This is a genomic window from Catenuloplanes sp. NPDC051500 (assembly GCF_044454585.1).
GTDB lineage: Bacteria > Actinomycetota > Actinomycetes > Mycobacteriales > Micromonosporaceae > Catenuloplanes.
Window position 1 is genome coordinate 131,962 of the sequence record NZ_JBITDX010000003.1, and the last position, 22,518, is coordinate 154,479.

Annotated in this window: 21 protein-coding genes; 12 read left to right on the plus strand and 9 right to left on the minus strand. The window is 70.4% G+C overall.

What is annotated here, in order from left to right:
- Nucleotides 1-60: 60 nt before the first annotated feature.
- The 3 genes from ACIA8K_RS07210 to alr are packed head-to-tail and all read right to left on the minus strand — an operon-like array spanning nt 61 to nt 3,684.
- Nucleotides 61-1,509, minus strand: coding sequence for an acyltransferase family protein (locus ACIA8K_RS07210; protein ID WP_396055939.1), 1,449 nt, complete (start codon nt 1,507-1,509; stop codon nt 61-63).
- Nucleotides 1,510-2,613 carry a D-alanine--D-alanine ligase family protein gene (locus ACIA8K_RS07215; protein WP_396055941.1) on the minus strand — a complete coding sequence of 368 codons (1,104 nt, stop codon included), beginning with the start codon at nt 2,611-2,613 and terminating at the stop codon, nt 1,510-1,512.
- Between the two features lie 3 nt (nt 2,614-2,616).
- Complete coding sequence (alr, locus tag ACIA8K_RS07220; protein WP_396055942.1) at nt 2,617-3,684, minus strand: alanine racemase; 1,068 nt, start codon at nt 3,682-3,684, stop codon at nt 2,617-2,619.
- 343 nt (nt 3,685-4,027) lie between these two features.
- On the opposite strand from alr, the gene ACIA8K_RS07225 reads away from it, so the two are divergent.
- Together ACIA8K_RS07225 and ACIA8K_RS07230 are read left to right on the plus strand one after the other, a co-directional pair.
- Nucleotides 4,028-5,200, plus strand: coding sequence for a UDP-N-acetylglucosamine--N-acetylmuramyl-(pentapeptide) pyrophosphoryl-undecaprenol N-acetylglucosamine transferase (locus tag ACIA8K_RS07225; protein ID WP_396055944.1), 1,173 nt, complete (start codon nt 4,028-4,030; stop codon nt 5,198-5,200).
- A gap of 185 nt (nt 5,201-5,385) precedes the next feature.
- On the plus strand, nt 5,386-6,276 hold the full coding sequence (locus ACIA8K_RS07230; RefSeq protein ID WP_396055946.1) for a DUF72 domain-containing protein: 891 nt from the start codon (nt 5,386-5,388) through the stop codon (nt 6,274-6,276).
- Here ACIA8K_RS07230 and ACIA8K_RS07235 read toward each other — a convergent pair.
- The gene (locus ACIA8K_RS07235; RefSeq protein ID WP_396055948.1) at nt 6,245-7,444 is read right to left on the minus strand and encodes a hypothetical protein; all 1,200 of its coding nucleotides are present in this window, start codon (nt 7,442-7,444) and stop codon (nt 6,245-6,247) included. The two genes, ACIA8K_RS07230 and ACIA8K_RS07235, sit on opposite strands and share 32 nt — an antisense overlap.
- 64 nt (nt 7,445-7,508) lie before the next feature.
- On the opposite strand from ACIA8K_RS07235, the gene ACIA8K_RS07240 reads away from it, so the two are divergent.
- The gene (locus ACIA8K_RS07240) at nt 7,509-8,201 is read left to right on the plus strand and encodes an HAD family hydrolase (protein WP_396055950.1); all 693 of its coding nucleotides are present in this window, start codon (nt 7,509-7,511) and stop codon (nt 8,199-8,201) included.
- Between the two features lie 113 nt (nt 8,202-8,314).
- Here the strand turns inward: ACIA8K_RS07240 and ACIA8K_RS07245 are convergent, their stop codons facing one another.
- The 3 genes from ACIA8K_RS07245 to ACIA8K_RS07255 all read right to left on the minus strand — a co-directional run bounded on the left by ACIA8K_RS07245 (nt 8,315) and on the right by ACIA8K_RS07255 (nt 10,073).
- Nucleotides 8,315-8,716, minus strand: coding sequence for a type II toxin-antitoxin system VapC family toxin (locus tag ACIA8K_RS07245; protein WP_396055952.1), 402 nt, complete (start codon nt 8,714-8,716; stop codon nt 8,315-8,317).
- A complete protein-coding gene (locus ACIA8K_RS07250) occupies nt 8,713-9,009 on the minus strand; it encodes a type II toxin-antitoxin system Phd/YefM family antitoxin (RefSeq protein WP_396055954.1) in 297 nt (98 codons plus the stop codon). The genes ACIA8K_RS07245 and ACIA8K_RS07250 overlap by 4 nt, the downstream gene beginning before the upstream one ends.
- Before the next feature lie 101 nt (nt 9,010-9,110).
- Nucleotides 9,111-10,073 carry a hypothetical protein gene (locus ACIA8K_RS07255; protein ID WP_396055956.1) on the minus strand — a complete coding sequence of 321 codons (963 nt, stop codon included), beginning with the start codon at nt 10,071-10,073 and terminating at the stop codon, nt 9,111-9,113.
- 151 nt (nt 10,074-10,224) lie between these two features.
- Here ACIA8K_RS07255 and ACIA8K_RS07260 point away from each other — a divergent pair, with 151 nt between their 5' ends.
- The 5 genes from ACIA8K_RS07260 to rho all read left to right on the plus strand — a co-directional run bounded on the left by ACIA8K_RS07260 (nt 10,225) and on the right by rho (nt 14,670).
- On the plus strand, nt 10,225-10,635 hold the full coding sequence (locus ACIA8K_RS07260; protein WP_396055958.1) for a molybdopterin-binding protein: 411 nt from the start codon (nt 10,225-10,227) through the stop codon (nt 10,633-10,635).
- A complete protein-coding gene (gene modA / locus ACIA8K_RS07265; protein ID WP_396055960.1) occupies nt 10,632-11,432 on the plus strand; it encodes a molybdate ABC transporter substrate-binding protein in 801 nt (266 codons plus the stop codon). The genes ACIA8K_RS07260 and modA overlap by 4 nt, the downstream gene beginning before the upstream one ends.
- Nucleotides 11,410-12,210 carry an ABC transporter permease gene (locus tag ACIA8K_RS07270; RefSeq protein WP_396055962.1) on the plus strand — a complete coding sequence of 267 codons (801 nt, stop codon included), beginning with the start codon at nt 11,410-11,412 and terminating at the stop codon, nt 12,208-12,210. The genes modA and ACIA8K_RS07270 overlap by 23 nt, the downstream gene beginning before the upstream one ends.
- On the plus strand, nt 12,207-13,274 hold the full coding sequence (locus ACIA8K_RS07275; RefSeq protein ID WP_396055964.1) for an ABC transporter ATP-binding protein: 1,068 nt from the start codon (nt 12,207-12,209) through the stop codon (nt 13,272-13,274). Before ACIA8K_RS07270 ends, ACIA8K_RS07275 begins: the two co-directional genes overlap by 4 nt.
- A gap of 214 nt (nt 13,275-13,488) precedes the next feature.
- Nucleotides 13,489-14,670: a transcription termination factor Rho gene (rho, locus tag ACIA8K_RS07280; RefSeq protein ID WP_396055966.1), complete on the plus strand. Its 1,182-nt coding sequence runs from the start codon at nt 13,489-13,491 to the stop codon at nt 14,668-14,670.
- Here the strand turns inward: rho and ACIA8K_RS07285 are convergent, their stop codons facing one another.
- A complete protein-coding gene (locus ACIA8K_RS07285) occupies nt 14,671-16,449 on the minus strand; it encodes an adenylyl cyclase (protein WP_396055968.1) in 1,779 nt (592 codons plus the stop codon).
- A 287-nt stretch (nt 16,450-16,736) separates the two neighbouring features.
- Between ACIA8K_RS07285 and ACIA8K_RS07290 the strand changes: the two genes are divergently transcribed.
- Nucleotides 16,737-17,369 (plus strand): TetR/AcrR family transcriptional regulator, encoded by a 633-nt coding sequence (locus ACIA8K_RS07290; protein ID WP_396055970.1) that lies wholly within the window; start codon nt 16,737-16,739, stop codon nt 17,367-17,369.
- Here ACIA8K_RS07290 and ACIA8K_RS07295 read toward each other — a convergent pair.
- Nucleotides 17,361-18,047 carry a TetR/AcrR family transcriptional regulator gene (locus ACIA8K_RS07295; RefSeq protein WP_396055972.1) on the minus strand — a complete coding sequence of 229 codons (687 nt, stop codon included), beginning with the start codon at nt 18,045-18,047 and terminating at the stop codon, nt 17,361-17,363. The two genes, ACIA8K_RS07290 and ACIA8K_RS07295, sit on opposite strands and share 9 nt — an antisense overlap.
- A 221-nt stretch (nt 18,048-18,268) precedes the next feature.
- Here ACIA8K_RS07295 and ACIA8K_RS07300 point away from each other — a divergent pair, with 221 nt between their 5' ends.
- The 3 genes from ACIA8K_RS07300 (at nt 18,269) to ACIA8K_RS07310 (ending at nt 22,250) form a co-directional block, all read left to right on the plus strand.
- Complete coding sequence (locus tag ACIA8K_RS07300) at nt 18,269-19,153, plus strand: C40 family peptidase (protein ID WP_396055974.1); 885 nt, start codon at nt 18,269-18,271, stop codon at nt 19,151-19,153.
- A gap of 28 nt (nt 19,154-19,181) precedes the next feature.
- The gene (locus ACIA8K_RS07305) at nt 19,182-19,835 is read left to right on the plus strand and encodes a class I SAM-dependent methyltransferase (protein WP_396055976.1); all 654 of its coding nucleotides are present in this window, start codon (nt 19,182-19,184) and stop codon (nt 19,833-19,835) included.
- 78 nt (nt 19,836-19,913) lie between these two features.
- Nucleotides 19,914-22,250 (plus strand): putative bifunctional diguanylate cyclase/phosphodiesterase, encoded by a 2,337-nt coding sequence (locus ACIA8K_RS07310; RefSeq protein WP_396055978.1) that lies wholly within the window; start codon nt 19,914-19,916, stop codon nt 22,248-22,250.
- The last annotated feature ends 268 nt before the right edge of the window (nt 22,251-22,518 follow it).

The window sequence follows — 22,518 nt, forward strand, 5'->3', positions numbered from 1 at the left end:
CGGTCATGTCGGGAACCCGATCGGCGTGACCTGCGACGCCGACCGGGTTCCGAACGTCGATCATCGGCCGTGTCGGCCGTCGCTCCAGCCCTGGGTCCGCAGCTGCTGGGTCGGCGCCTCGTCCCACGAGGGAGCGGCCGGCTCCTCCGCCTGCCAGATGGGCCGCTCCGGCTCCGTCTGCCAGGTGGGCACCGGATCGGGCTTCCGCTGCTTCGGGACCGCTGCGGGCTTCGGCGCGGCGGCCTTCCTCGGGCCGGGCAGGTCAAAGAGCCACCCACCGCCGGTCAGCTGGAAGCCGCGGTAGAGCGTGAGGCACATCCACACGGTGAACGCGGTCAGCAGCACCGGCTCGACGAGCGCGAGCAGCAGCTGCCCGGCCGTGCCGAGGTTCGACGAGCCGTTCAGCGCGGCCAGGTGCCACAGGCCGAGCAGCGGCATGTGGATGACGTAGATCGGCAGGGTGTTCTGGCCCAGCCAGGCCAGTCCGCTGCCGATCCGGGGCACGTCCGCAAGCCGGACGGCCAGCAGGAAACCGGCGACGACCGCGATCAGGCTGGCGATCGGCCACACCGCGAACCACTTTTCCGCGTGGAGCGCCTGGATAGCCAGCACCACCACGAGGAACGCGGCGGTGGCGCCGATCAGCAGACGCCGGTCGCGGTTCTCGGCCAGCTTGGTCAGCTGCTGCTTGTAGCGCAGGCCGATCAGGAAGAAGAGCAGGTTCTGGAAGAGCTGCCCGCGGTTGCCGGGCCAGTTGTCGGTCATCGACGCGAACGTGTTGATCGCGAATGCGACAGCGATCAGCGCGGGCGCCGGGATCTTCAGCGAGAGCTTCGCGATGATGAAGTAGACCGCGAGTGCGAAGAGGTACCAGAGGTTGGTCGGCGTGATCGTCAGCTGCTCCAGCACCTGCAGCGCGTTTGTCGCGTGCGTCGTGCCGAACGACTCCGGCACCGCGGCCAGGATCGTGGTGTGGATCAGCAGCCAGACCGCGTAGAGGTAGAAGAACTTGGCGATGCGTGAGCGCCGCACCACGGACCAGGGGCGCAGCGCCGCGTTGGCGGCGAACATGCCGGAGATCGTGAAGAAGACCGGCATGCGCATCGGGAGGAATATCTCGCCGAGAGTGCCCCAGAGGCCCGGGATCGGCACGGGTATTCGCCAGTCGATCTGCAGGTAGTGCCGCACGAGCACGTGCCAGAGCACGACAAGCAGAATGCAGACGCCCTTGGCGGTGTCGGCCCACTGGGACCGGACCTTCGGCGCGGGCTTGTCACCCGGCGTCGTCTCGGCGGGCATCTCCGGCGGCGCGACGACCTCCTGCGGCACCGGCTGCACCGGCTCCGCCTGGCGGTAGATGTTCGGGTGCTGGTACCCGCCCTGCGGGTACAGCGGCTGGTCCTGCTGGTACGCCGGATCCTGCGGGAACGGATGCCGGTAGCCCGACCCGGCTACCGGGTTCGGGCGGGTCGGCTCGTCGTCGGGTATATGTGCCGGATACGTCGTCATCTATTCGGCCAGCAGTGCGGGCGGGGTCGGCAGCTGGCGGAGCAGCGCCGTCTCGACCAGGACGTCAAGCAGCGCGGAGTAGCTCACGTCCGCCTTCTGCCACATCTGCGGGTACTGCGACATCGAGGTGAAGCCGGGGAACGTGTTCACCTCGTTGATCACCGGGACGATGCCGTCCGGCGTCTCGCGGAGGAAGAAGTCGACACGCAGCAGCCCGGTGCAGTCAAGCGCGCGGAACGCCTTGATCGCGGTGGCCTCCAGCAACGCGGTGACGTCGGCAGGCAGGTCCGCCGGGATCTCGAAGACCGTGCCGACATTCGTGTACTTCGCCTCGTAGTCGAAGAAGCCGAAGCCGTCCGGCACCCGGATCTCAAGCGACGGCCCGACCTCGACCCGCCCGTCCGGGAACTCGAGCACGCCCAGGTCCACCTCGCGACCCGGCACCGCGGCCTCGACAAGCACCTTCGGGTCGCTGCGGCGGGCCAGCTCGACGGCGGCGTCCAGATTGGCCCAGTCGTCGACGCGTGACACGCCGACGCTTGAGCCGGCGCGGGACGGCTTCACGAAAACCGGCAGGCCGAGGCGCTCGCGGTCGGCCTCGCCGACGGTCTCGTCCGGGCGGCGCAGCACCACGCCGGGCGCGACCTCGATGCCCTCGGCGACCAGGATCTTCTTGGTGAACTCCTTGTCCATCGACACCGCGCTGGCCAGCACGCCGTTGCCGATGTAGGGCAGCCCGGACAGCTCCAGCAGCGCCTGGACGGTGCCGTCCTCGCCGTACGGCCCGTGCAGCGCCGGGAAGACGATGTCGACGTCGCTCAGCGCGGCGAGCGCCTCGGAGATGCTGCCGATCGGCAGCGGCCGGATCGAGCCGTCCCGCGGCTGCGTCATCCGGATCAGCGCGTCCACGTCGATGTCGGTCGCGTCCGGCTCGTCCTGCCCGACGATCCAGACGCCGTCGATGGTGATGCGGACCGGCAGGACCTGGTAACGCTCGCGGTCGAGGTGCGCGAGCACGCTCGCCGCCGACTTGCAGGACACGTCGTGCTCTCCACTGCGCCCGCCGAAGAGCACGGCGATGCGGGTCTTCCCACGCTCGGTCACAGTTCAGGCCTCCGTGTGTTGACGATGCCGGCGGGGTAGCCGCGCACCGATGCCGGTGAGAAGTTCATGGGGGTTCGTACCGGCGAGCCCGGCCTGCTCGACGACCGTGGGCTCGCCGCGGTCACCGGGGCCGAAGAGCACCGCCTCGTCCCCCTCCGTGACCGGCAGCTCGCCGGTGTCGACGATCAGGTGGTCCATCGCCACCGCGCCCACGATCGGCCGCCGCACGCCGTGGATGAGGACCTCGGCAACGCCGCCGAGCCGGCGCGGCACACCGTATCCGAAACCGAGCGGCAGCACCGCGCGACCGTCCCCCGCCTGCACCACCCCGGCCCGCACGGTCATCGCCGGCCGAAGACCGAAATCAGAACCGGGCGCCGGGGGTACGCCGTACAGCGCGATCCCGGCCCGCCCGAGGTCCAGGCGGGTGTCCGGCAGCTGGAGGATGCCGGCCGAGTTCGCCAGGTGCAGCATGACCGGGGTCAGACCGGCCGCGCGGGCCAGCTCGACCGCCTCCGTGAACGCGGACCGCTGGGCGGCCAGGCTCGGATGGTCCGGCTCCTCCGCGATGGCCAGGTGCGACCAGAGCCCGGTGACCCGGATCTGCCCGGCCGACTCGTACTTGCGGGCCCACCCGAACAGCTCCGGCCAGGTGTTCCGCACGGCGCCGCCGCGGCTGAGCCCGGTGTCCGCCTTGATGTGCACGTCAAGCGCGACGCCGCGGCGCTCCGCCTCGCCCGCGATCGCGTCGAGGTGGGAGAGCGTCGCCACGGACAGCGTGATCCGCGCCTCAGCGAGCGCGGTGAGGTCGTCCTGCGGGCCGCACATCCACGCCAGGATCGGCACGTCCAGGCCGGCGGCGCGCTGCTCCAGCGCCTCGAACGCGGACGTGACGCCGATCCAGCGCGCGCCGGCCCCGACGGCGGCGCGGGCCGTCGCGACCGCGCCGTGCCCGAACCCGTCCGCCTTGACCACTGCCATCAGCGCGGCGTTGCCCATGGCGCGGGTGAGCACGCGGGTGTTGTGCGCGATCGCGTCGAGATCGACGATCGCCTCAGCAGATGTCGCCATCGCCCCTGTCGCCATTCCCTCTGGAGTGACAGCCTTCTGAGCCACAGCCCTCCGAGTCACAGCTCTCTGAGTCACAGCCCTCTGAGTCATGCCCTCTCCAGTCACAACCCCTCGGATCCTCCGAGGCCAGCGTGCCTCAGCCGAGCACCATGCCCTCTGTCGCTGTTCAATCGGAAGCTCATGTCGTGCTCATGCCAAGTGGCCTTCGTCACTCGCTCACTGTGTGTGATTTCAGGTCCCACACAGCGTGCTGACCTGCGGATATGTGGTCGGCGCATTGACCGGTGGGGCCCTCTCGCTAGACTCGGGTGGCTTCTGGCGCGACACCGCTTGCGAAGGACGTATGACCATCTACAGCAGTGCCGCCCGGGTGGGCGAGATCAAGATCATCGTCACCGGCGGGGGGACGGGCGGTCACACGTACCCCGCGTTGACCACGATCAGGACCATTCGCGAGCGACTGTCCCGGGCCGGGGCCGAGCCGGAGATTCTCTGGGTCGGAGTCTCGCACGGTCTCGAGGCGAAGATCTCGGTACAGAACAACGTGCCGTTCAAGGCGATCACCACCGGCAAGTTGCGGCGCCACATCAACGTCAAGGACCAACTGCGCAACGTGGCCGACGCGTTCCGCATCCCGTGGGGTGTGGTCCAGGCCATCGCCACTGTCGCGAAGGCGAAGCCGGACGTGGTGATCTCCACCGGCGGCTACGTGTGCGTTCCGGTCGGGGTCGCCGCCTGGCTGCTGCGCCGCCCGCTTGTCATGCATGAGCAGACGCTCGCGGTCGGCCTCGCCAACCGGATCCTGTCCCGGTTCGCCACCCGCATCCTGCTCAGCCACGAGTCGTCGATCGACCACCTGCCGGAGAAGGCGCGGTCCAAGGCCGTAGTCACCGGCAACCCGATCCGGCCCGAGGTGTTCATGGGCCAGCGCGACCGGGCGATCGCCGGCTACGGCCTGGACCCCCGGCTTCCGCTCGTCTACGTGACAGGCGGCGCCCAGGGCGCGCTCCAGGTGAACAAGATGGTCGCCGAGGTGCTGCCGGACCTGCTCACCCGCGCTCAGGTGCTGCACCAGTGCGGTGACTACTCGTACGAGATGATGCGCGAGACGCACGCGGCCCTGCCTCCGCACCTGCAGCACCGCTACACCGTCTTTCCGTACATCCACGACGAGCTGCCGGACGTGCTCGCCGCTGCCGACGTCGTGGTGGCCCGCAGCGGTGCCGGCACGGTCGCGGAGCTGAACGCGCTCGGCAAGGCCTGTGTCTACATCCCCCTGATACCCACCCAGGGCGACGAGCAACGCCGCACCGCCCGGCATCTCGCCGACCAGGGGGCGGCCCGCATGCTTGCCGCGGAGGACGCCACTCCCGCCCGCCTCCGCGACGAGCTGATCGCGCTGCTCGACGACCCGGGCTACCGGCAGCAGATCTCCGAGGCGGCCCGCGTCCACGGCCGCCCCGACGCGGCCGTTGCGGTCGCGGACGAGGTGCTGGCCGCCGCGCACCGGGGTTAGGTTTTCCCCGCCCCGCGCGGATCCGGCAGGGAGGAGCCCCTGGGCGACGACCGGTGCCCGCGGGAGCGTGCGGGCCGGACCACCGCGGAAGCGGGAAGATCTGGATCGTGATCGTGCCGTAGGCGGCATCACTCCTTCGGGGCCAGCGTTTGCCGGATCCGGTGAGGCGCGGTCCACTGAATGACATGGGTGGCATTCGAGTCGGCACGTCGGGCTGGGCGGATCGCGAGTTGACCTCGTCCGGCTGGTATCCGCGGGAGGTGAACGATCCGGCCGGGCGGCTGCGGTACTACGCGGAACGCTTCGATCTGGTCGAGGTGGACACCACCTACTACGGGATTCCGGCGCCGGAGACCGCCAAGGCCTGGGCGGAGCGGACGCCTGACGGATTCACGTTCAACGTGAAGGCGTTCTCGCTGTTCACCGGTCATCCGACGCCGTCCAGCGCGATCCCGGCGGCGCTGCGGCCCGCCTCGGGTGCTTCCCGGCTGCGCCGCCGTGACCTCGACCCGGACGCCTACGAGCGGCTCTGGACCGGGTTCCACAACGTGCTCGCCCCGCTCGCGGACGCCGGGAAGCTCGGCGTGGTGCTGCTCCAGTTCCCGCCGTGGCTGGCGCGAAGCGACAAGGCCCGGGAGAGCATCATCGCGGCCGCGGACCGCTGCCGGCCGCACCGGGTCGCTGTCGAACTGCGCCACCCAAGCTGGTTCACCGAGGCCGACGTGCTCGACACGCTGCTCTTCCTGCAGGGACACGACCTCTCGCACGTGGTCGTGGACATGAGGCAGAGCCTCGCCTCGTCAGTCCCGCCGGTCACGGTAAGCACCGCGGACCCGGCGGTGGTGCGGCTGCACGGCCACAGCCCCGCCTGGGAGTCCGGTGACAAGAAGGAGAAGTTCCGTTACGTGTACGGCGACGACGAACTCGCCGCGTGGGCCGAGCGGCTCCGCGACCTGGCCGGTGAGGGCGACGAGCTGCACGTGCTGATCAACACGTGCTGCGGCGACACCGCGCCCCGCACCGCGCTGCGCCTGGCGGAGCTGCTCAGCTCGGCGACTCGACCGTCACCTGCTTGACGTTCACGTTCTCGATCTCCGCCGTTTCCTGTGGCATCCCGGAGGACGGCGGCCGGGCCGTCGGCGGGTTCGCCCGCGCCTCGGCCGTGGACGGCGGCTCGGAACTCGGCACCCGGTCCAGCACGCGGTCCGCCTGCTTGTCGATCAGACGGGTGACCAGCTGCTGCGCGTACCCGAGGACGACCGAGTAGGCGAGAATCTGCCGCGGGCTGTCCAGCCCGGACAGGCCCGGGATGAAGTCGCCGGCGAGCAGCATCAGCGCGAGTGGGGCGAGCAGCGCGCCGGCCGGAAGCTTCAGCAGGGCCAGCGCGACCGGCACCCCGTACGGCGTGGCCGTACCCCGCATGCCCCGGATCCCGACCGCCGCGCTGAGCGCGCCGCCGACCATCCCGAGCAGCGTCACAAGCGGCAGGTCGCCACCGGTCGGCCCGTTCTGCCCGGTCGGGCAGCTCTGCGTCAGCACGGCCGGGATGTCGCGCGGCTCGAGCGCGCTCACCTCGTTCGCCTGGACGGTGGCCTGGACGGCCGCGTCCGCCGGGACCGCGTTGGAGAAGCACAGGCTGATCAGCGCCGGCTGCTGCGATCCGAGATAGGCCAGGCCGCCGGCCAGCAGGAACAGCCCGATCGTGCAGATGATGATCAGGTTCCGGAAGCTGCGGACGCGCGTGTACTGCTCATCCGTGGCGACGAACCCCCACTGCAGCGCGGTCCGGTAGACCGCCCGCTCCCGCGTGCCGACCACGGTCCACGACTGGCTCAGCTGCGCATGCATGTCGACCCGCCGCGGATCCGTCGTGGTCAGCGTGTTCTCCACGAGCGCCACCACCGCGGACCGCCCGGCGAGCAGGTCCGCCTCCGGCATCAGCTCCACCATCAGCACCTCAGCGTTGTGCAGGTGCATCCAGGCGCTGTCCACGGCCGCGCCTGACCACCAGTCGCGCAACCCGGCCAGCGGGCTGAAGAACCCGTGCGGCACGATCGCCCGCTCCACCGACATCAGGTGCTGCTCGACCGCGGCCACCGTCACGGCCGGCGCATCAGGCGCCAGAACGCGCAGATAGCTGCGCAGCAGATTGACCCGGGCCGCGACCGTCTCCCGCCACACCGCGGGCCGCCCGTTGCGCGCCGACACCGGCGGAAGCGCCGCGTCCTCAATGGAGACAGCCATGGACATCACTGAATTCGGATCGCGGGCGGAAGTCAATACGCAGATCGGTGGGATGATGCACCCCGTGCAGCCCACTCGGATCCTCTTCGACTTCTTCGGCACGCTCGTCGACTACTCGCGCAGCCGCACCGCGCAGGGCTACCCCAAGACCTACGCGACGGTACGTAACTGGGGCGTCGAGGTCAGCTACGAGCGGATGCTCGCCGAGTGGTCGGCCACCTGCCTGGAGCTGGACCGCATCTGCGAGGCCGGCCACCACGAGTACTCGATGCTTGAGGCGGCCGCACACTTCCTCCCCAAGATCCTCGGCCGTCGCTCCACGCTCGCCCAGGGCGAAGAGTTCGTCGACGCCTACCTCGGCGAGTGGAACACCGGCGTCACCTACCCCGACGGCATCACCGCCTACGTCGAGCAGCTCGCCGGCCGCTACCAGCTGGCGGTGGTCACCAACACCCACTGGGCCGCGCTGGTCCCGCGCCACCTGATCGCGATGGGCCTCTCCGGCGCCTTCGCCGAGGTCTTCACCTCCGTCGAACTCGGCCGCCGCAAACCCCACCCGCAGGTCTACGCGACCGCGCTGGCCGCCCTGAACGCGCACCCGTCCGAGACCGTCTTCGTCGGCGACACCTTCGAACCCGACTTCCTCGGCCCCGAGGCCGCCGGCATCCGCGCCTACCTCATCGACCCCCGCGGCCACGCCCCCATCCCCGCGGACCGCCGCCTGACAAGCGTCTTCGACCTCGCTTCAAGACTCTGATCCACCCACTCCCGCAGTGGCCCGGCCCGCACGCTCCCGCGGGCCGCGAGCCCGTGGGCGGTCGGGCCCACTGCCGCCCGGCCGTTCCACACGCTGACCAGTTGCCCGGCTGATCAGTCGCGAGGGTCGACCACCGTCATCCCCGCCTCCCGCGCCGCGGCGGCCCGCCGGTCGTCATAGGTGGCGAAACCGGTGAGATCCGGCCCGAGCACCCGCGCGGTGGCGAGGTGGATGGCATCCAGCGATCGCAGCATCCGGTCCGGCTCGTTCATCGCCGCGTCCACCACCTCGTCATCGATGCTCACGTAATTGAAGGCCGGCAGGAGAGCCCGTGCTTCAGGCAGCGCCGAGGGCAGCGCCCGGCTGACCGCGCGGATCACCTCGATGCGCAGCAGTGCAGAGCTCACCCAGGACGCACCCGGGTTCTCGTCGTAGAACCGTGCAAAGGCACGGGAGTGGCTCTCCTCGGCCAGCAGCTTGAGCGCGGCGGAGGTGTCGATGTAGAAGAGGCTCACCAACGCTCCTCGTCTCGCAGCGCGCCGAGGGCGTCGCCGAGCCGGTTCGTGCCGTCCGCCGGGCGCATCCGCGGCCGAAAACCGGGCCGTGCCGCCAGGTGTGCCCGGCCCTCCTCGACCAGGCGGTCCAACGCCGGGGTAGGTTCGCGCTCGCCGACCGGCACGATCCGGGCGACCAGTCTGCCGTACTCCGTCACGTCGATCGTCTCTCCGTGACGTACCCGCGCCAGGACCTCACTGGTGTTGTGGCGTAGCTCCCTAAGACCTACCGAGTGCTCACTGGGAGTAATCATAAAGCGAAGGTATCACAATTTTGTGCGCACAAAAATGGGCGACTCGATCCCCGGGCGGCACCGGGAAACCAGGAAGGGCTGATGTGCCTTGCCGGATCGCTCTACCTGCGAGGGCTGGTCGAATCGTCGGTCAGCTCCCCGAGTGCGATCCGCCACCATCCGGTGTGCCGGAAGACGTGCAGGGTGGCGCCGCGCGTGACGGTGCGGACGCCGTGCAGTTCCATGCCGTCGGGTAGCACCAGGCGACGTGCCGGGCCGTGCGGGACGATCCCGTCCGGGTCGAGGCGGAACGGTGTCACCAGGTCATACTCGGCGCCGTGACCGCCGGCCAGGGCACCGTGGCGGCCCTCGATCAGCAGCGCCGTCGCGCTGTGCCGGGGCGCCTCACCATGGTCGGCCGCGTGCCCGCCGCGTACGGAGCCGATGTGGAAGCCGGAGTAGGCACAGTGCCACACGGTCTCGCCGGTCACGGTCAGCGCGTAACAGTCGAGGATCGTCGGCAGGCCCGCATCGAACGGGTAGAGCCAGGTCGTGGCCAGCGTGTCGTCGAAGCGAACCAGGCCGTGGGCTCCCGGTCCGCGGCTGCCCAGCGCCTCGTCGAAGTAGCCGACCCAGATCGCGCCCTCCGGCGTGGTCAGCACGTGCTCGATCGCGTCCCCGAGGTCGCCACGATGCTCCCGCTCACCGTCCGCGGACCAGATCTCCGCGTTCGGCCCCTGCTGGTTGCGGGCCGCGACGAGCAGGATCCGCCCGCCCGGCAGCGGCTGCACGAACGACGCCCGGAACGGAACGTCGTGGTCGTGCAGCTCGATCGTGGCCACCGGCCACCGCCCGCCGTCGTGCACCGTGACCAGACGCCGCCTGGCCTGCTGCCGCGCCCGGCGCACCACATATGCCAGCCCGTCCGGTCCCACGCCGAGGCACTCGGGCTCGCGCTCCCACACCGTGCCCGGCGGGCCGTGGAGCCACCCCACCGGTGTCAGCGGCGTCACGGGCAGGCGCAACACCTCGAGCCTGCGTTCCAGCTCTCGCTGTTCGGAGTAGGCCGAAGGCCGGGAAGTCATGCGATGGGGCGCAGGGCGCCCTTCCCGTGAGTCATGGCGACCATGATTGCCGGGGTGGTCCAGGGGCGCAAGGGAAATGTCGATGGATGCGGCGCGTTTGCGGGTCCCAAAGGCAGTATCGGCTGGCAGGTGCGAGCCCTAGGATGGATTCGTGACGCGGTTTCGGATAGGTGAGGCGGCCGGCCTGCTGGGCGTCAGTGCGGACACGGTACGCCGGTGGATCGACGCCGGGCGGCTGGTGGCGGTCCGGGACGAGCTGGGGCAGCGGCTGATCGACGGCGTGGATCTGGCCGGGTTCGTGCGGGAGCAGCATGAGCAGGCGGATCCGGCGTCGGAGACCTCGTCGGCGCGGAACCGGTTGCGGGGCATCGTCACCGCGGTCACCAAGGATGCGGTGATGGCGCAGGTGGATCTGCAGGCGGGGCCGTTCCGGATCGTGTCGCTGATGAGCCGGGAGGCCGTCGACGAGTTGGACCTGCGGGTCGGTTCGGTGGCGGTCGCCGTGATCAAGTCGACCACCGTCGTCGTGGAGACGGCATCCCTGGGGAGGAAGACAGCATGAGGCTGCGCATCGGCATGGCGGTCGCCACCACGGCGATTCTGCTGTTGGCCGGCTGTGCCGGTGACGACGGTGACGAGGCGCCGGCGGGGAACGGCGGGCCGTCCGGGCCGGGCGTGGCCGGTGAGGTGCTGAGCGGGCAGCTCACAGTCTTCGCGGCGGCGTCGCTGACCGAGTCGTTCGACGCGATCGGGCATGACCTGCAGGCGCTGAATCCGAACCTGTTCATCACATTCAACTACGCGGGCAGTTCGGGGCTGGCCACGCAGATCAACGAGGGTGCGCCGGCCGACGTGTTCGCGGCGGCGTCCCCGGCGACCATGAAGGCTGTGGTGGACGACGGCAACAACGCCGGCGAGCCGGTCGTGTTCGTGCGGAACCAACTGGTCATCGCGGTGGCGAAGGGCAACCCGAAGGGCATCACCGGGCTGGCCGGCCTGGCGAGGCCGGACCTGAAGGTCGCGCTCTGCGCCGAGGAGGTGCCGTGCGGCGCGGCGGCGAAGAAGGCGCTTGCCGGCGTGGCACTGACGCCTGTAACGCTTGAGCAGGACGTGAAGGCGGCGCTTGCCAAGGTGAAGCTCGGCGAGGTGGATGCCGCGCTGGTCTACCGCACGGACGCGAGGGCGGCGGCCTCCGATGTGGACGGGCTTGAGTTCCCGGAGTCGGCCGGTGCGATCAACGACTACCCGATCGTCGTGCTGAAGGACGCGCCGAACAGGGCGGCGGCGGAGGGCTTCCTGGCATATGTCCGGACCCAGGGCGTCACGGTGCTGACGGATGCCGGCTTCCAGGCGCCCTAGGCAGCTGGTTCCGGCGGCGCTGCTCGTACCGGCGCTGCTGGGCCTGGCCTTTCTCGTGCTGCCCCTGGCCGGGCTGCTGATCCGGGCGCCGTGGGCCACGCTCCCGGAACGCCTCGCCGAGCCGAGCGTGCTTGCCGCGCTGCGCCTGTCGCTGCTCACCGCGACCCTGGCGACGCTGTTCTGCCTGCTTCTCGGCGTGCCGCTGGCCTGGCTGCTGGCCCGGGTCGAGTTCCGTGGCCGGCGGCTGGTGCGCGCGCTGGTGACGGTGCCGCTGGTGCTGCCGCCGGTGGTCGGCGGCGTGGCGTTGCTGCTTGTCTTCGGGCGGCGTGGCATCGTCGGGCAGTGGCTTGACTCCGCGTTCGGGATCACGCTGCCGTTCACGACCGCGGGCGTGGTGCTTGCCGAGGCGTTCGTGGCGCTGCCGTTCCTGGTGATCGCGGTGGAGGGTGCGCTGCGCGGCGCGGACGCACGGTACGAGGAGGCCGCCGCCACGCTCGGCGCCGGGCGGTGGACCACGTTCACCCACGTAACGATGCCGCTTGTGGCGCCGGGCATCGCGGCGGGCGCGGTGCTGTGCTGGGCGCGGGCGCTCGGCGAGTTCGGCGCGACTATCACGTTCGCCGGGAACTTTCCGGGGCGGACGCAGACCATGCCGCTCGCCGTCTACCTGGCGCTGGAACGGGATGTGGAGGCCGCGATCGTGCTCAGCCTGATCCTGCTTGTCGTGTCCGTGACGATCCTGGCGGCGCTTCGCGACAAGTGGATCGGTGCGGCATGACCGTACCGGTAGGAAAGGGCACCCCTCCGTTGCAGGGCCTGAACGCCCGTCTGGTGGTCGACCGGGGCGGATTCCGGCTGGACATCGCGTTGTCGATCGCGCCCGGCGAGGTGGTGGCGCTGCTCGGGCCGAACGGCGCGGGCAAGACCACTGCGCTGCGCGCGCTCGCCGGCCTGCAACCGCTCAGCGACGGCCTCATCCGGCTCGGCGCGGAGGATCTGGGCGCGCTGCCGCCGGACCGCCGGCCGATCGGCGTGGTGTTCCAGGACTATCTGCTGTTTCCGCACCTCTCCGCGCTCGACAACGTGGCGTTCGGACCACGGCGGCACGGGGTACGGCGACCCGAGGCGAGAAGGACCGCGCTTGACTGGCTGACCCGGGTGGGCCTGGCCGATCAGGCGCCGAAGAAGCCGCGGCAGCTCTCCGGCGGGCAGGCGCAGCGGGTGGCGCTTGCGCGCGCGCTCGCCGTACACCCTCGTCTGCTTCTGCTCGATGAGCCGCTGGCGGCGCTTGACGCGCGGACCCGGCTTGACACCCGGGCCGAGTTGCAGCGGCACCTGACCGCGCATCCCGGTGCGACGCTGCTGGTCACGCATGATCCGCTGGACGCGCTTGTGCTCGCGGACCGGCTGGTGATCGTGGAGGACGGCCGGGTGGTGCAGGAGGGCGACGCGGCGACAGTGACCGCGCGGCCGCGTACCGATTATGTGGCCCAATTGGTGGGTTTGAACCTCTACCGCGGGCGGGCACATGGTCATCGTGTCACGCTGAACAACCTCACGCTGAGTGTGGACGATCAGCTGGACGGGGAGGTGTTCGTGGCGTTCCGGCCGTCGGCGGTGGCACTCTACGCGGACGAGCCGGCCGGCAGCCCACGGAATATCTGGGCCGCGACGATCGCTGGGATCCAACGACACGGCGACAACCTGCGGATAGAGCTGGCCGGGCCGATCGCGGCGGCGGCGGACGTGACACCCGCGGCAGCCGCACAGCTTGATCTCGCACCCGGCCGAACGGTCTGGGCGGCCGTCAAGGCCACCGAGACCCATGCTTACCCCGCGTAGCCGAATCCGGTCAGTGGGGTTGCGGGTCTTGACGGGACGGGATACCGTTGCCGCAGTTTCCTCGGAAGCCGGGCGCTCGGCACGACGCCGCCCGAGGTCCCTCGCCGCGAAACACATATGCGGCCCCCAGCCTTTCCGTACGTCGCTCTCCGAAGCGTATAAATACCCTCATTTCGGATATCGAGCGATTTCCACCATCAAAGGAGACTCTTAGATGAGCCCTACCCACACACTTGATCGCCACGCCACCACCCGGCGTCGCGCCAGAAAGCCCCAGCAGCAGACCCAGACGCAGGCCCCCAACGGCGATCTCGCCATGGTCGACGGACTCCTGGACATTCAGGACCGGCACGCCTACCTGCGCGTCGACGGCTACCTGCCGTCGCCGGAGGACGTGACGGTGCCGATGTCCCTGATCAACCGCACCGGCCTGCGCCGCGGCGACCACCTCACCGGCAGCGCGGTCGGTGGGCAGCTCACCAAGGTGCTGACAGTCAACGGCGACGACCCGGACGAGGCCCGCCGCCGGCCCGACTTCTACCGGCTCACGCCGCTCTACCCGCAGCAGCGCCTCCGCCTGGAGACCACCGCGGAGAACATCACAAGTCGCGTGATCGACCTGGCGATGCCGATCGGCCTGGGCCAGCGCGCGCTGATCATCTCCCCGCCGAAGGCCGGCAAGACCATGGTCCTCCAGGCCATCGCGAATTCGGTGAGCGTCAACCACCCGCAGGCGCACCTCATGGTCGTGCTCGTCGACGAGCGCCCCGAAGAGGTCACGGACATGCAGCGCTCGGTCGACGGCGAGGTGATCGCCGCGACGTTCGACAGGCCGCCGCACGAGCACACCACCGTCGCGGAGCTGGCCATCGAGCGGGCGAAGCGGCTTGTCGAGAAGGGCCGCGACGTGGTCGTGCTGCTCGACTCGATCACCCGGCTGGCCCGGGCGTATAACCTGCAGGCCCGCTCCGGCGGCCGCACGCTCAGCGGCGGTCTCGACACCGGCGCGCTCTACCCGCCGAAGCAGTTGCTCGGCGCCGGCCGCAACATCGAGAACGGCGGCTCGCTGACAATCATCGCGACCGCGCTCGTCGAGACCGGCTCACAGATGGACACGGTCATCTTCGAGGAGTTCAAGGGCACCGGCAACGCCGAGCTCAAGCTCGACCGCAAGATCGCCGAGCGGCGTGTCTTCCCCGCCGTCGACCTGCACGCCACCGGCACCCGCCGCGAGGAGATCCTGCTCGCCCCGGACGAGCTGGTCATCGTGCAGCGCCTCCGCCGCGCACTCTCCGCGGCCGAGTCGGGCCAGGCGATCGAGCAACTGCTCGGTCAGCTCCGGAAGACCACAAGCAACATCGAGCTGCTGATGCGCCTGGCCCGCTCGAACGGCTGATCAGCCTGGGTAGTTCACGATTGCGCTGGTGCCGAAGGAGCCGACGACCGGCGTACCCGCGTCGTTGATTGTCTTTTCGATGCCGCCGCTGCCGTTGAGGAAGACCGTGATGGCGTCGTGGAAGCGGACGCCGCCGCGGACCGGGGCCTCGATGCCGCGAGCGGCGCGGATGTCGACGCCCTGGTTGAAGTAGGCGTAGACGCCCAGGCCCCAGGCCTCGTGCGTGCGCACCGACGGCGACACCTTGTAGGACGCCCAGCCGGGACCGGTCGGGCTGGTCCAGGCGGCTTGCGACGGCGGGTCGTAGGGCAGTTCGCTCTGGTAGAAGATGGTCCGGCCGCGCTCGCCGTTCCAGATCGTCTGCCACTTCTGGTAGTGCTCGACGAACAGGCCGTAGGCGGTCACGTCGTCACCGTTGATCGCCACGCCGACGTCGCCGGTGTTCTTGGACCAGCCGATGCCGTTGCCGTGGTCGCCGCGCCAGGCCCAGATGTTGTCGATGATCGTGTCGTCGCTGTGCACGGTCAGGCTGGTGCGCGCCTTGCCCTCCCAGGGGCCGCCGATCCGGAAGAACACGTCCTGCAGCGAGATCGGGTTCCGCGCGTGGTCGCGGGAGGACCGGTTCGAGCCGATCGTGACGAGCGAGTCCGACCCGCGCGCGCCGGCGTCGACAAGCACGCCCGCGATCCGGACGCCGTCGACGTCCGCGACCTCGAGTGCGGCGCGCCCGGTGTCAGGTGCCAGGCTCGGCATGCCGAGGCCGAGCACGACCGTGTCCGGCCGGTTCACCTTGATCGAGTCGCGCAGGTGGTAGACGCCGGGCGTGAGCAGCAGGTGCTTGCCGAGCGCAAGCGCAAGGTTGATCTTCGTGGCCGAGTCGCCGGGCTTGGCGATGTAGAAGTCGTTGAGCGACAGCGAGCCACCCGGTGCCTTCGACGAGGCGCTCCAGGTGGTGCCCGCTGAGTCGCGACGCAGTCCGGGCACGAAGACCCGGTACTTTCCGCGCGAATCCACGTACAGGTAAGGCTTTTCGCGCGTCACCGGGCTGGTCGGCAGCGTGGTGTAGGGCGGGTCCGGGAAGCCCTGGGCCGGTGCGCCGGTCACGCCGGAGAAGACCTGGTTCCAGACGCCGTTGGTCCAGTCACCGCCGAACTCCGAGTCGCGGGTCAGCCACTGCTGCTGCGACCCGTTGATGGTGATGCCGTCCACCTTGGAGTCGGCGATGTAGCCGCCGCTTGAGAAGCCGCCGTTGCCCGGCTCCAGCCAGAGCGTGCCCTTCACGTGCACGCGGCGCATCGGGGACGCCTGCGAGACGGCCCACTGGTTGGACCAGTCGGTCGGCGTGACCGCGAGGTTTTCCGCGCTGCGCCAGAAGTTGGTGAGCGCGGAGATGCCGGCGACCGAGCCGGGATCGGGCTGGCCGACCACCCGGACCGCGCCGGTGATGTCCACATCGTTCGGTGAGGCGCCGAGCCCGGCGATTGTGGTGTAGTAGCCGAGCCGCGCGTCGAGGTTATAGGCACCGGGCTTGAGCAGCACGGCGTACCGGCTGGTGCCCATCTCGTTGTGTTCCTGCTCCGCGAAGAGCCCGTCGAGACGCGCCTGAATATCCGCCGCCGGGGTGGCGGGATCGAAGACGAAGACGTTCGGCCCGAGATCCGGGGCGCCGCCCCAGTTCGCAAGTGCCACGCCGGGCTGGGGGATCACCCCCGCCGCGGTGACGGCCGCTGTCACGACGCCGAGCGTGATCGCCCGTCGCCGCATCGAATTGGTGCCCATCGACCTACCTATCGAGATCAAAGACCAGGTGCCGCGGGGTACGCCAGAGAGCGCTCTCTACTGGCGATCGCATCGACCGGTCTGACGAAGAAGGGGGACGTCCATGTTTCTACCCGGTTACGCAGCGGGACGCCATGGCCGTTCGGAGCCTTTTCCCAGCTTGAGCGATCGCTCAACTGCCGTTACGCTGCCGATCGAAAGCCTGATCACGGTTCCTCCGCTGCCCAGTGTGGACCTGCGCGCGCGGGCTGCCGGTACGGTCGACGGGAACCACGAAGGGGGGCCGCATGTCGGACACCAAGCGACGGCTGCTGGACGGCGCGCTCGCCGCCCTCAACGAGCACGGCATCAAGGGCGTCTCGGCCCGGACCATCGCGGCCGCGGCCGGCGTCAACCAGGCGCTCGTCTTCTACCACTTCGGCAGCGTGGACGATCTGCTCAGCGCGGCCTGCATGGTGCACACCGAGGCCCGGGTCGCTGTCTACTCGGCAGAGTTCGCCCAGGTCACCTCGCTGCGCCAGCTGCTCGACGTGGGGCGGAAGCTGCAGGTCCAGGAGCGGGAGCTGGGTAACGTCTCGATCCTGGCGCAGCTGCTCGCGGCCGCTCAGGGCGATCCGAAGCTCGGGCCGCCGGTCAGCCAGGCGTTGCAGCTCTGGGTCGTCGAGATCGAGTCCGTGCTGCGGCGGCTGCTCGCCGGCTCGCCGTTCGCGGACGTCGCGGACCTGGCCGGGCTGGCGAAGGCGGTCTCGGCCGCGTTCGTCGGGATCGAGCTGTTCGCCGGGGTGGACGCCGAGGGCTCCGCGCACGCGATGGCCGCGCTTGAGCAGCTCGCGGTGCTTGTGGAGGTGGTGGACGACCTCGGGCCGATCTCCCGCCGCGCGCTGAACGCGAAGATCAACAAGGCGGTTCGGTCACGGTAGTCCAAGCATGTCCGCGAACGTGTCCATCTCCAGCGTGAGCAGCGTGGCCGGGTCGTGGCCCATGCCGGCGAACGCGCCCTGCACCTCCAGGCTGATCACGCCGTGCAGCCGCGACCAGAGCGCCACCTGCCCGGCCAGCACGCGCGGCACGTCCGCGCCCGGCGCGTTCCTCTCTACCCAGTCGACGGCACCGGGCGAGTCCGCCGCCCGCATCTGCTCCTGAAGTGTCGCGCCGGCCGGCCAGTCGCCGCCCGCGCCGAGGATCGGCAGGAACCTGCTGAACACGCCGCGCGCGTGGTCCACAGTCTCCGGCGGCGCCTGGTAGGTCGGGGACGGCGTGCCGGCCAGCAGTTGGAAGCGGTGCGGGTTCTCGAGCGACCAGGTGCGGTAGGCGGTGGCGAGCGCGTGCAGCCGGGCGCGCGGGGTCTGCGTCTCCACGGCGGCCGCGGTTTCGGCGAGGTGGTGGGCCGCGTGGTCGTACCCCTCGATGATCAGCTCGGTGAGCAGGTCGTCCCGGTTCCGGTAGTACTTGTAGAGCGCGGGCCCGGAGACGCCGAGCTGTTTGGCGATCGCGTTAAGGCTCAGCCCGGCCACACCACCGGCGCGGATCTGGCCCAGCGCGGCCTCTTTGATCTCGGTGCGGACCTGGTCGCGGTACCGCTGGCGGGGCGTTGTCATGTAGCCGAGGTTATAGCCTCTAGCCGTGTTCGCATACCGGCCCCTTCCCGGCGGCAGAATTCGTCCCTATTCCGTATTTGCCGGAATTCATGCGCTTTGTCGCGTGACATGCGCAGAATGAACGCCGTGACAAACAGCTGTCCGGGTTCCCAGGCCGCGCCGCAGCATTGCGGATGCGTCAGCCGATGGTGCAAGCCATCGTCTGCCGGGGATGCGCGAGAGTGCCCCGGGCCAACATTGGAGGCATCACGCACGTCCCCACTGCCCGCCGGGCACTGACCGGCGTCCTGGCGATCACGGTCGCCGGGATCGCCGCTGCCGGGCCCGCCAACGACTCTTCCGCCAGTGACCGGGCCGTCGTGCCCGCGATCGCGGCGGCGGCCGACACCACGTCGGCCGATCGTCCGATCCGGCTCGCCGGCCTGAGGACCGGCATCCACGCCACTGTCCACACCGGAGTAAAGCCCGGCAAGGAGGTCCGCAAGCTGGAGCGCACGGCCGGCCGCAGCGTCCGCCGCGCCGGGCGGAAGGCCCGGCCGAGCCTGACCCGGCGCACCGCCACGATCCGGCAGGAGCGGCTCGCCGGCCGCCAGGAGCGCGTCGCGTACCGCCAGGAGCGGGCCGCGGTGCCGCGCGCCCGGGTCTCGGAGGAGCGCATCGACCGCGTGGTGCGGAAGGTGCACAAGAAGCGCAAGGCCCGGGACGCCTACCGGACGCGCAAGGCGGGGCTCCGCCAGCACGTCAAGGCCAGGAACGGGGCCCGCGCCACGGGCGAGCTCGGGCAGGTCCTCGACTACGCGCTGGACCAGGTCGGCAAGCCGTACCGGGCCAACGCGGCCGGACCCGGCTCGTACGACTGCTCCGGCCTGGTCTCGGTCGCGTACCGGAAGGCCGGCGTGAAGCTGCCGCACTCCAGCCACGCCATCGTCCGGAAGGGCAAGCGGGTACGCCGCGCCGACCTGCGCCCCGGCGACGTGGTGATGCCGCAGTCCGGGCACGTGGGCATCTACCTGGGCGACGGGAAGATCGTGCACGCGGCCACGCCCAGTTCGGGTGTCGTGGTCTCGAAGATGTACGGCTTCTCGACCGCACGCCGAATGCTCTGAGAGACACCGGGTCCGGCACAATGCGGCGATGTCGCAGAACGTCAGGGACCACGCCAGCCTCACCGACCTGCCGTTCCTGCCGGAACTGCGGCTCTACCAGGCCGGACCCGGAGTCGCTCTCTGGTCGCACAGCGGCGGTGAGTACTCGAGCGACAGCCCGCCGCCGTTCTGGGCGTTCGCCTGGGCCGGCGGTCAAGGACTCGCCCGCTACGTGCTTGACCACCCGGACCTGGTCGCCGGCCGGCGCGTGCTTGACCTGGCCGCCGGGTCCGGGCTGGTCGCGGTCGCGGCCGCGCGCGCGGGAGCGGCCGGGGCCACGGCAGTCGACGTCGATCCGGACGCGCTTGACGCGGCCCGGCTCAACGCGGAGGCGAACGGCGTCACGATCGACGTCGCCCGCCTGGACCTGCTCGACCCGGCCGCGCACGCCGCGGCCGACGACTACGACGTGGTGCTGGCCGGCGACCTGTTCTACACCGAGGCGGTGGCCGGTCGGGCGCGCGCGTTCCTCCGTCGTGCCGCCCGGTCCGGCGCGCTTGTGCTTGTCGGCGACGCCCGCCGCGGCTTCCTGCCCGAACAGCTGTTCACCGAGATCGCGTCGTACGACGTTCCCGTCCCGCCGGCCATCGAGGAGTCCCGCAGCCGGCGCGCGATGGTCTACCGGATGGAATCACTCAGGTAGCGCGCCCGGTGCCGATGGGACGTTTGCGGGTCTCCACGACGATTCCCGGCGAACCGGCAGCGGAGGTGGTACGTGAGCGTGGGGACAGGTGCCGTCGCGCGCCCGTTCCGGCCGACGCCGCAGATCGTCGCCGCGATCGTGCTCACCGTGGCCGCCTCCGCCTGGTGCGCGATCGGGATGTGGCACGAGTGGTCCGTACCGGTGGTGGGCTGGCTGCCGCTGCCCGTGATGGGGCTTCTCGCCGTGTTCGAGTGCCGCGCCGCCGCCCGTGTTTCCGGTGCCGAGACCGCGGTCCGGCACTTCTGGGGCGCGATCGCCGTGACAAGCGCGTTCGTCTTCGCCGGCTCGGTAAGCATGTGTTACGACGCGCTGCGCTCCGCCGGGGCGCCGGCCCAGACCAGCCCCCGTACCGCACTGATCTTCACGGTCGGTCTGGCCGCCGCGCACTGGGGCCTGTTCCGGTTGCCCAGCCGGACCCGCACCGCAGGTGAACGGCTGCGGTTCGCGCTTGACGCCGGTGTCATCGTGGTCACCGTCTCGCTCTTCGCCTGGCACTTCTCGCTGCGGCACGTGGACAGCTGGCGCTCCTCGACCGGCTCCGACTTCGCGCTGCTCTTCATCGTCGCGGTCGCGGCGGTCTCGCTCGTCGCGTTCATCAAGGTCTCGCTCACCGGCACCGGCGGCGTGGAGCCGCGCGCGCTGCACCTGCTCGCGTCAGGCACGTTCGGCGGCGCGGCCACGGCGGCGCTCAGCCCGGCGCTTGCCACCCGGCCCTACCTGAACGGCGCCATGCTCGCCGTACCCATCTCATATCTGTCGGTGATCCTTGCGGCCGACCGGCAACGTCGCGCCGGGCCGGAGCGGGCCGAACGCGCGACCGGCCGGGCCAGGGTCAGTCTGCTGCCCTATGCCGCGGTGGTCGCCGCGGGCGTGCTGCTGATCCAGGACCGGATCGGCGGCCCCACCGAGCCGGTCATCGTCGCGGTCGTGGTCGTGTTCCTCACCGCGCTGGTCATGGTGCGCCAGCTGACCGTGCTCCGGGAGAACGTCCGGCTGCTCGCCGCCGTCGACGCGAACCTGGCGGCGCTGCGCAGCGCCTGGGATGACCTGGACACCGCGCAGACCCAGCTCGCCCACCAGGCCTCACACGACGCGCTCACCAACCTGGCCAACCGCGCGCTGCTCGCCGAGCGCGTCGACCAGGCCACCGCGGCGGGTGAGCGGTTCGCGGTGCTGCTGATCGACCTGAACGATTTCAAGGCGGTCAACGACTGGCTCGGGCACGCGGCCGGCGACCGGCTGCTGGAGATCGTCGCGGAGCGCCTGCTGCACGCGGTGCGCACCGAGGACACGGTGGCCCGGCTGGGCGGCGACGAGTTCGCGGTGCTGATGCCCGGCCTCGACGCGGCGTCGGCAGGCGAGCGGTGCGGCGAGATCGTCTCGCGGGTGCAGCGGCCGGTGGTGATCGAGGGCCACCAGCTGGAGGTCAGCGCGGGCATCGGCCTGGCCGACAACGGCAACGCGGCGGCCGGGGCGGACGTGCTCCGGCGCGCGGACGTCGCCATGTACGTGGCCAAGGCGCAGAACGCGGTCTTCGTCAGGTACCACCCCGACATGGACCAGATCGCGGCCGAGGAGGCACGGCTCGCCGCCGACCTGCGACAGGCGATCGAGCGCCACCAGCTCCACCTGCTCTACCAGCCGGTCGTCGAGCTGCCCTCCGGCCGTACCGTCCGGGTCGAGGCCCTGATGCGCTGGCGGCACCCGACCGACGGCATGGTCCCGCCGGACCGCTTCATCGCCATCGCGGAACGAAGCGGCACCATCGACACGCTTGGCGAGTGGGCGCTGCGCGAGGTCTGTCGGCAGATCGTGTCGTGGCGGGCCGCCTACGAGGCCGACATCGAGGTCAACGTGAACGTCTCGGCCCGGCAGCTGCGCGCGCCCGGCTTCCCCGAGCTGGTCACCGCGATCCTCGCCGAATACGGCGTCGCACCGGCCTGCATCACGCTCGAGATCACCGAGACCGCGGTCTTCGACGGCGGCCCCGCGGTGGAGAGCCTGCGCACGCTTCGCGGCCTCGGCTTCAAGGTGGCACTTGACGACTTCGGTACCGGCCACTCCTCGCTGAGCCTGCTCACCACCTGCCCGGTCGACATCATCAAGGTCGACAAGTCGTTCGTCGCCGGCATCACCGGCAACGGCCAGCAGGCGGTCATCGTCACCGCGCTGATCCAGATCACTGCGGGCCTCAACCTGCACGCGGTCGCGGAGGGCGTGGAGACGGCGGACCAGGCCGCGCGCCTGCACGCGCTGGGCTACCGCTTCGCGCAGGGCTACTACTTCGACCGGCCGCTCCCCGCGGACGACGTGATCTCCCGCTTCCGCGTCGACCGGGCGAAGATCGCTTCATAAGATCATCATTTTCCCGCTTCCGCGGTGGTCGAGCCCCGCGTGCTCCCGCGGGCTCTCCGACAGTGGGTGGTCCCGACGATCAAGACCCGGTCTGTGGCGATTCCTCCGCATCCGCTGGCGAGGTAAGCAGAGCAAAGCCTGTCGCGAGAGGGTCGGTCGATCCAGCATCGCGGCAAAAGAGGTAATTCGCCGGAAATATCGGTTTGTTGCGCTGTATTGGCGCGTGCGAATCAAACAGGCCGTTCGGACGTGGTCAATCGGACGTCCG

Coding starts and splice junctions, on each gene's coding strand:
- ACIA8K_RS07210 (WP_396055939.1), bottom strand. CDS start 1,509: ATGACGACGTATCCGGCACATATACCCGACGACGAGCCGACCCGCCCG.
- alr (WP_396055942.1), bottom strand. CDS start 3,684: ATGGCGACATCTGCTGAGGCGATCGTCGATCTCGACGCGATCGCGCAC.
- ACIA8K_RS07225 (WP_396055944.1), top strand. CDS start 4,028: ATGACCATCTACAGCAGTGCCGCCCGGGTGGGCGAGATCAAGATCATC.
- ACIA8K_RS07230 (WP_396055946.1), top strand. CDS start 5,386: ATGGGTGGCATTCGAGTCGGCACGTCGGGCTGGGCGGATCGCGAGTTG.
- ACIA8K_RS07235 (WP_396055948.1), bottom strand. CDS start 7,444: ATGGCTGTCTCCATTGAGGACGCGGCGCTTCCGCCGGTGTCGGCGCGC.
- ACIA8K_RS07250 (WP_396055954.1), bottom strand. CDS start 9,009: ATGATTACTCCCAGTGAGCACTCGGTAGGTCTTAGGGAGCTACGCCAC.
- ACIA8K_RS07255 (WP_396055956.1), bottom strand. CDS start 10,073: ATGACTTCCCGGCCTTCGGCCTACTCCGAACAGCGAGAGCTGGAACGC.
- modA (WP_396055960.1), top strand. CDS start 10,632: ATGAGGCTGCGCATCGGCATGGCGGTCGCCACCACGGCGATTCTGCTG.
- ACIA8K_RS07270 (WP_396055962.1), top strand. CDS start 11,410: ATGCCGGCTTCCAGGCGCCCTAGGCAGCTGGTTCCGGCGGCGCTGCTC.
- ACIA8K_RS07275 (WP_396055964.1), top strand. CDS start 12,207: ATGACCGTACCGGTAGGAAAGGGCACCCCTCCGTTGCAGGGCCTGAAC.
- rho (WP_396055966.1), top strand. CDS start 13,489: ATGAGCCCTACCCACACACTTGATCGCCACGCCACCACCCGGCGTCGC.
- ACIA8K_RS07285 (WP_396055968.1), bottom strand. CDS start 16,449: ATGGGCACCAATTCGATGCGGCGACGGGCGATCACGCTCGGCGTCGTG.
- ACIA8K_RS07290 (WP_396055970.1), top strand. CDS start 16,737: ATGTCGGACACCAAGCGACGGCTGCTGGACGGCGCGCTCGCCGCCCTC.
- ACIA8K_RS07295 (WP_396055972.1), bottom strand. CDS start 18,047: ATGACAACGCCCCGCCAGCGGTACCGCGACCAGGTCCGCACCGAGATC.
- ACIA8K_RS07305 (WP_396055976.1), top strand. CDS start 19,182: ATGTCGCAGAACGTCAGGGACCACGCCAGCCTCACCGACCTGCCGTTC.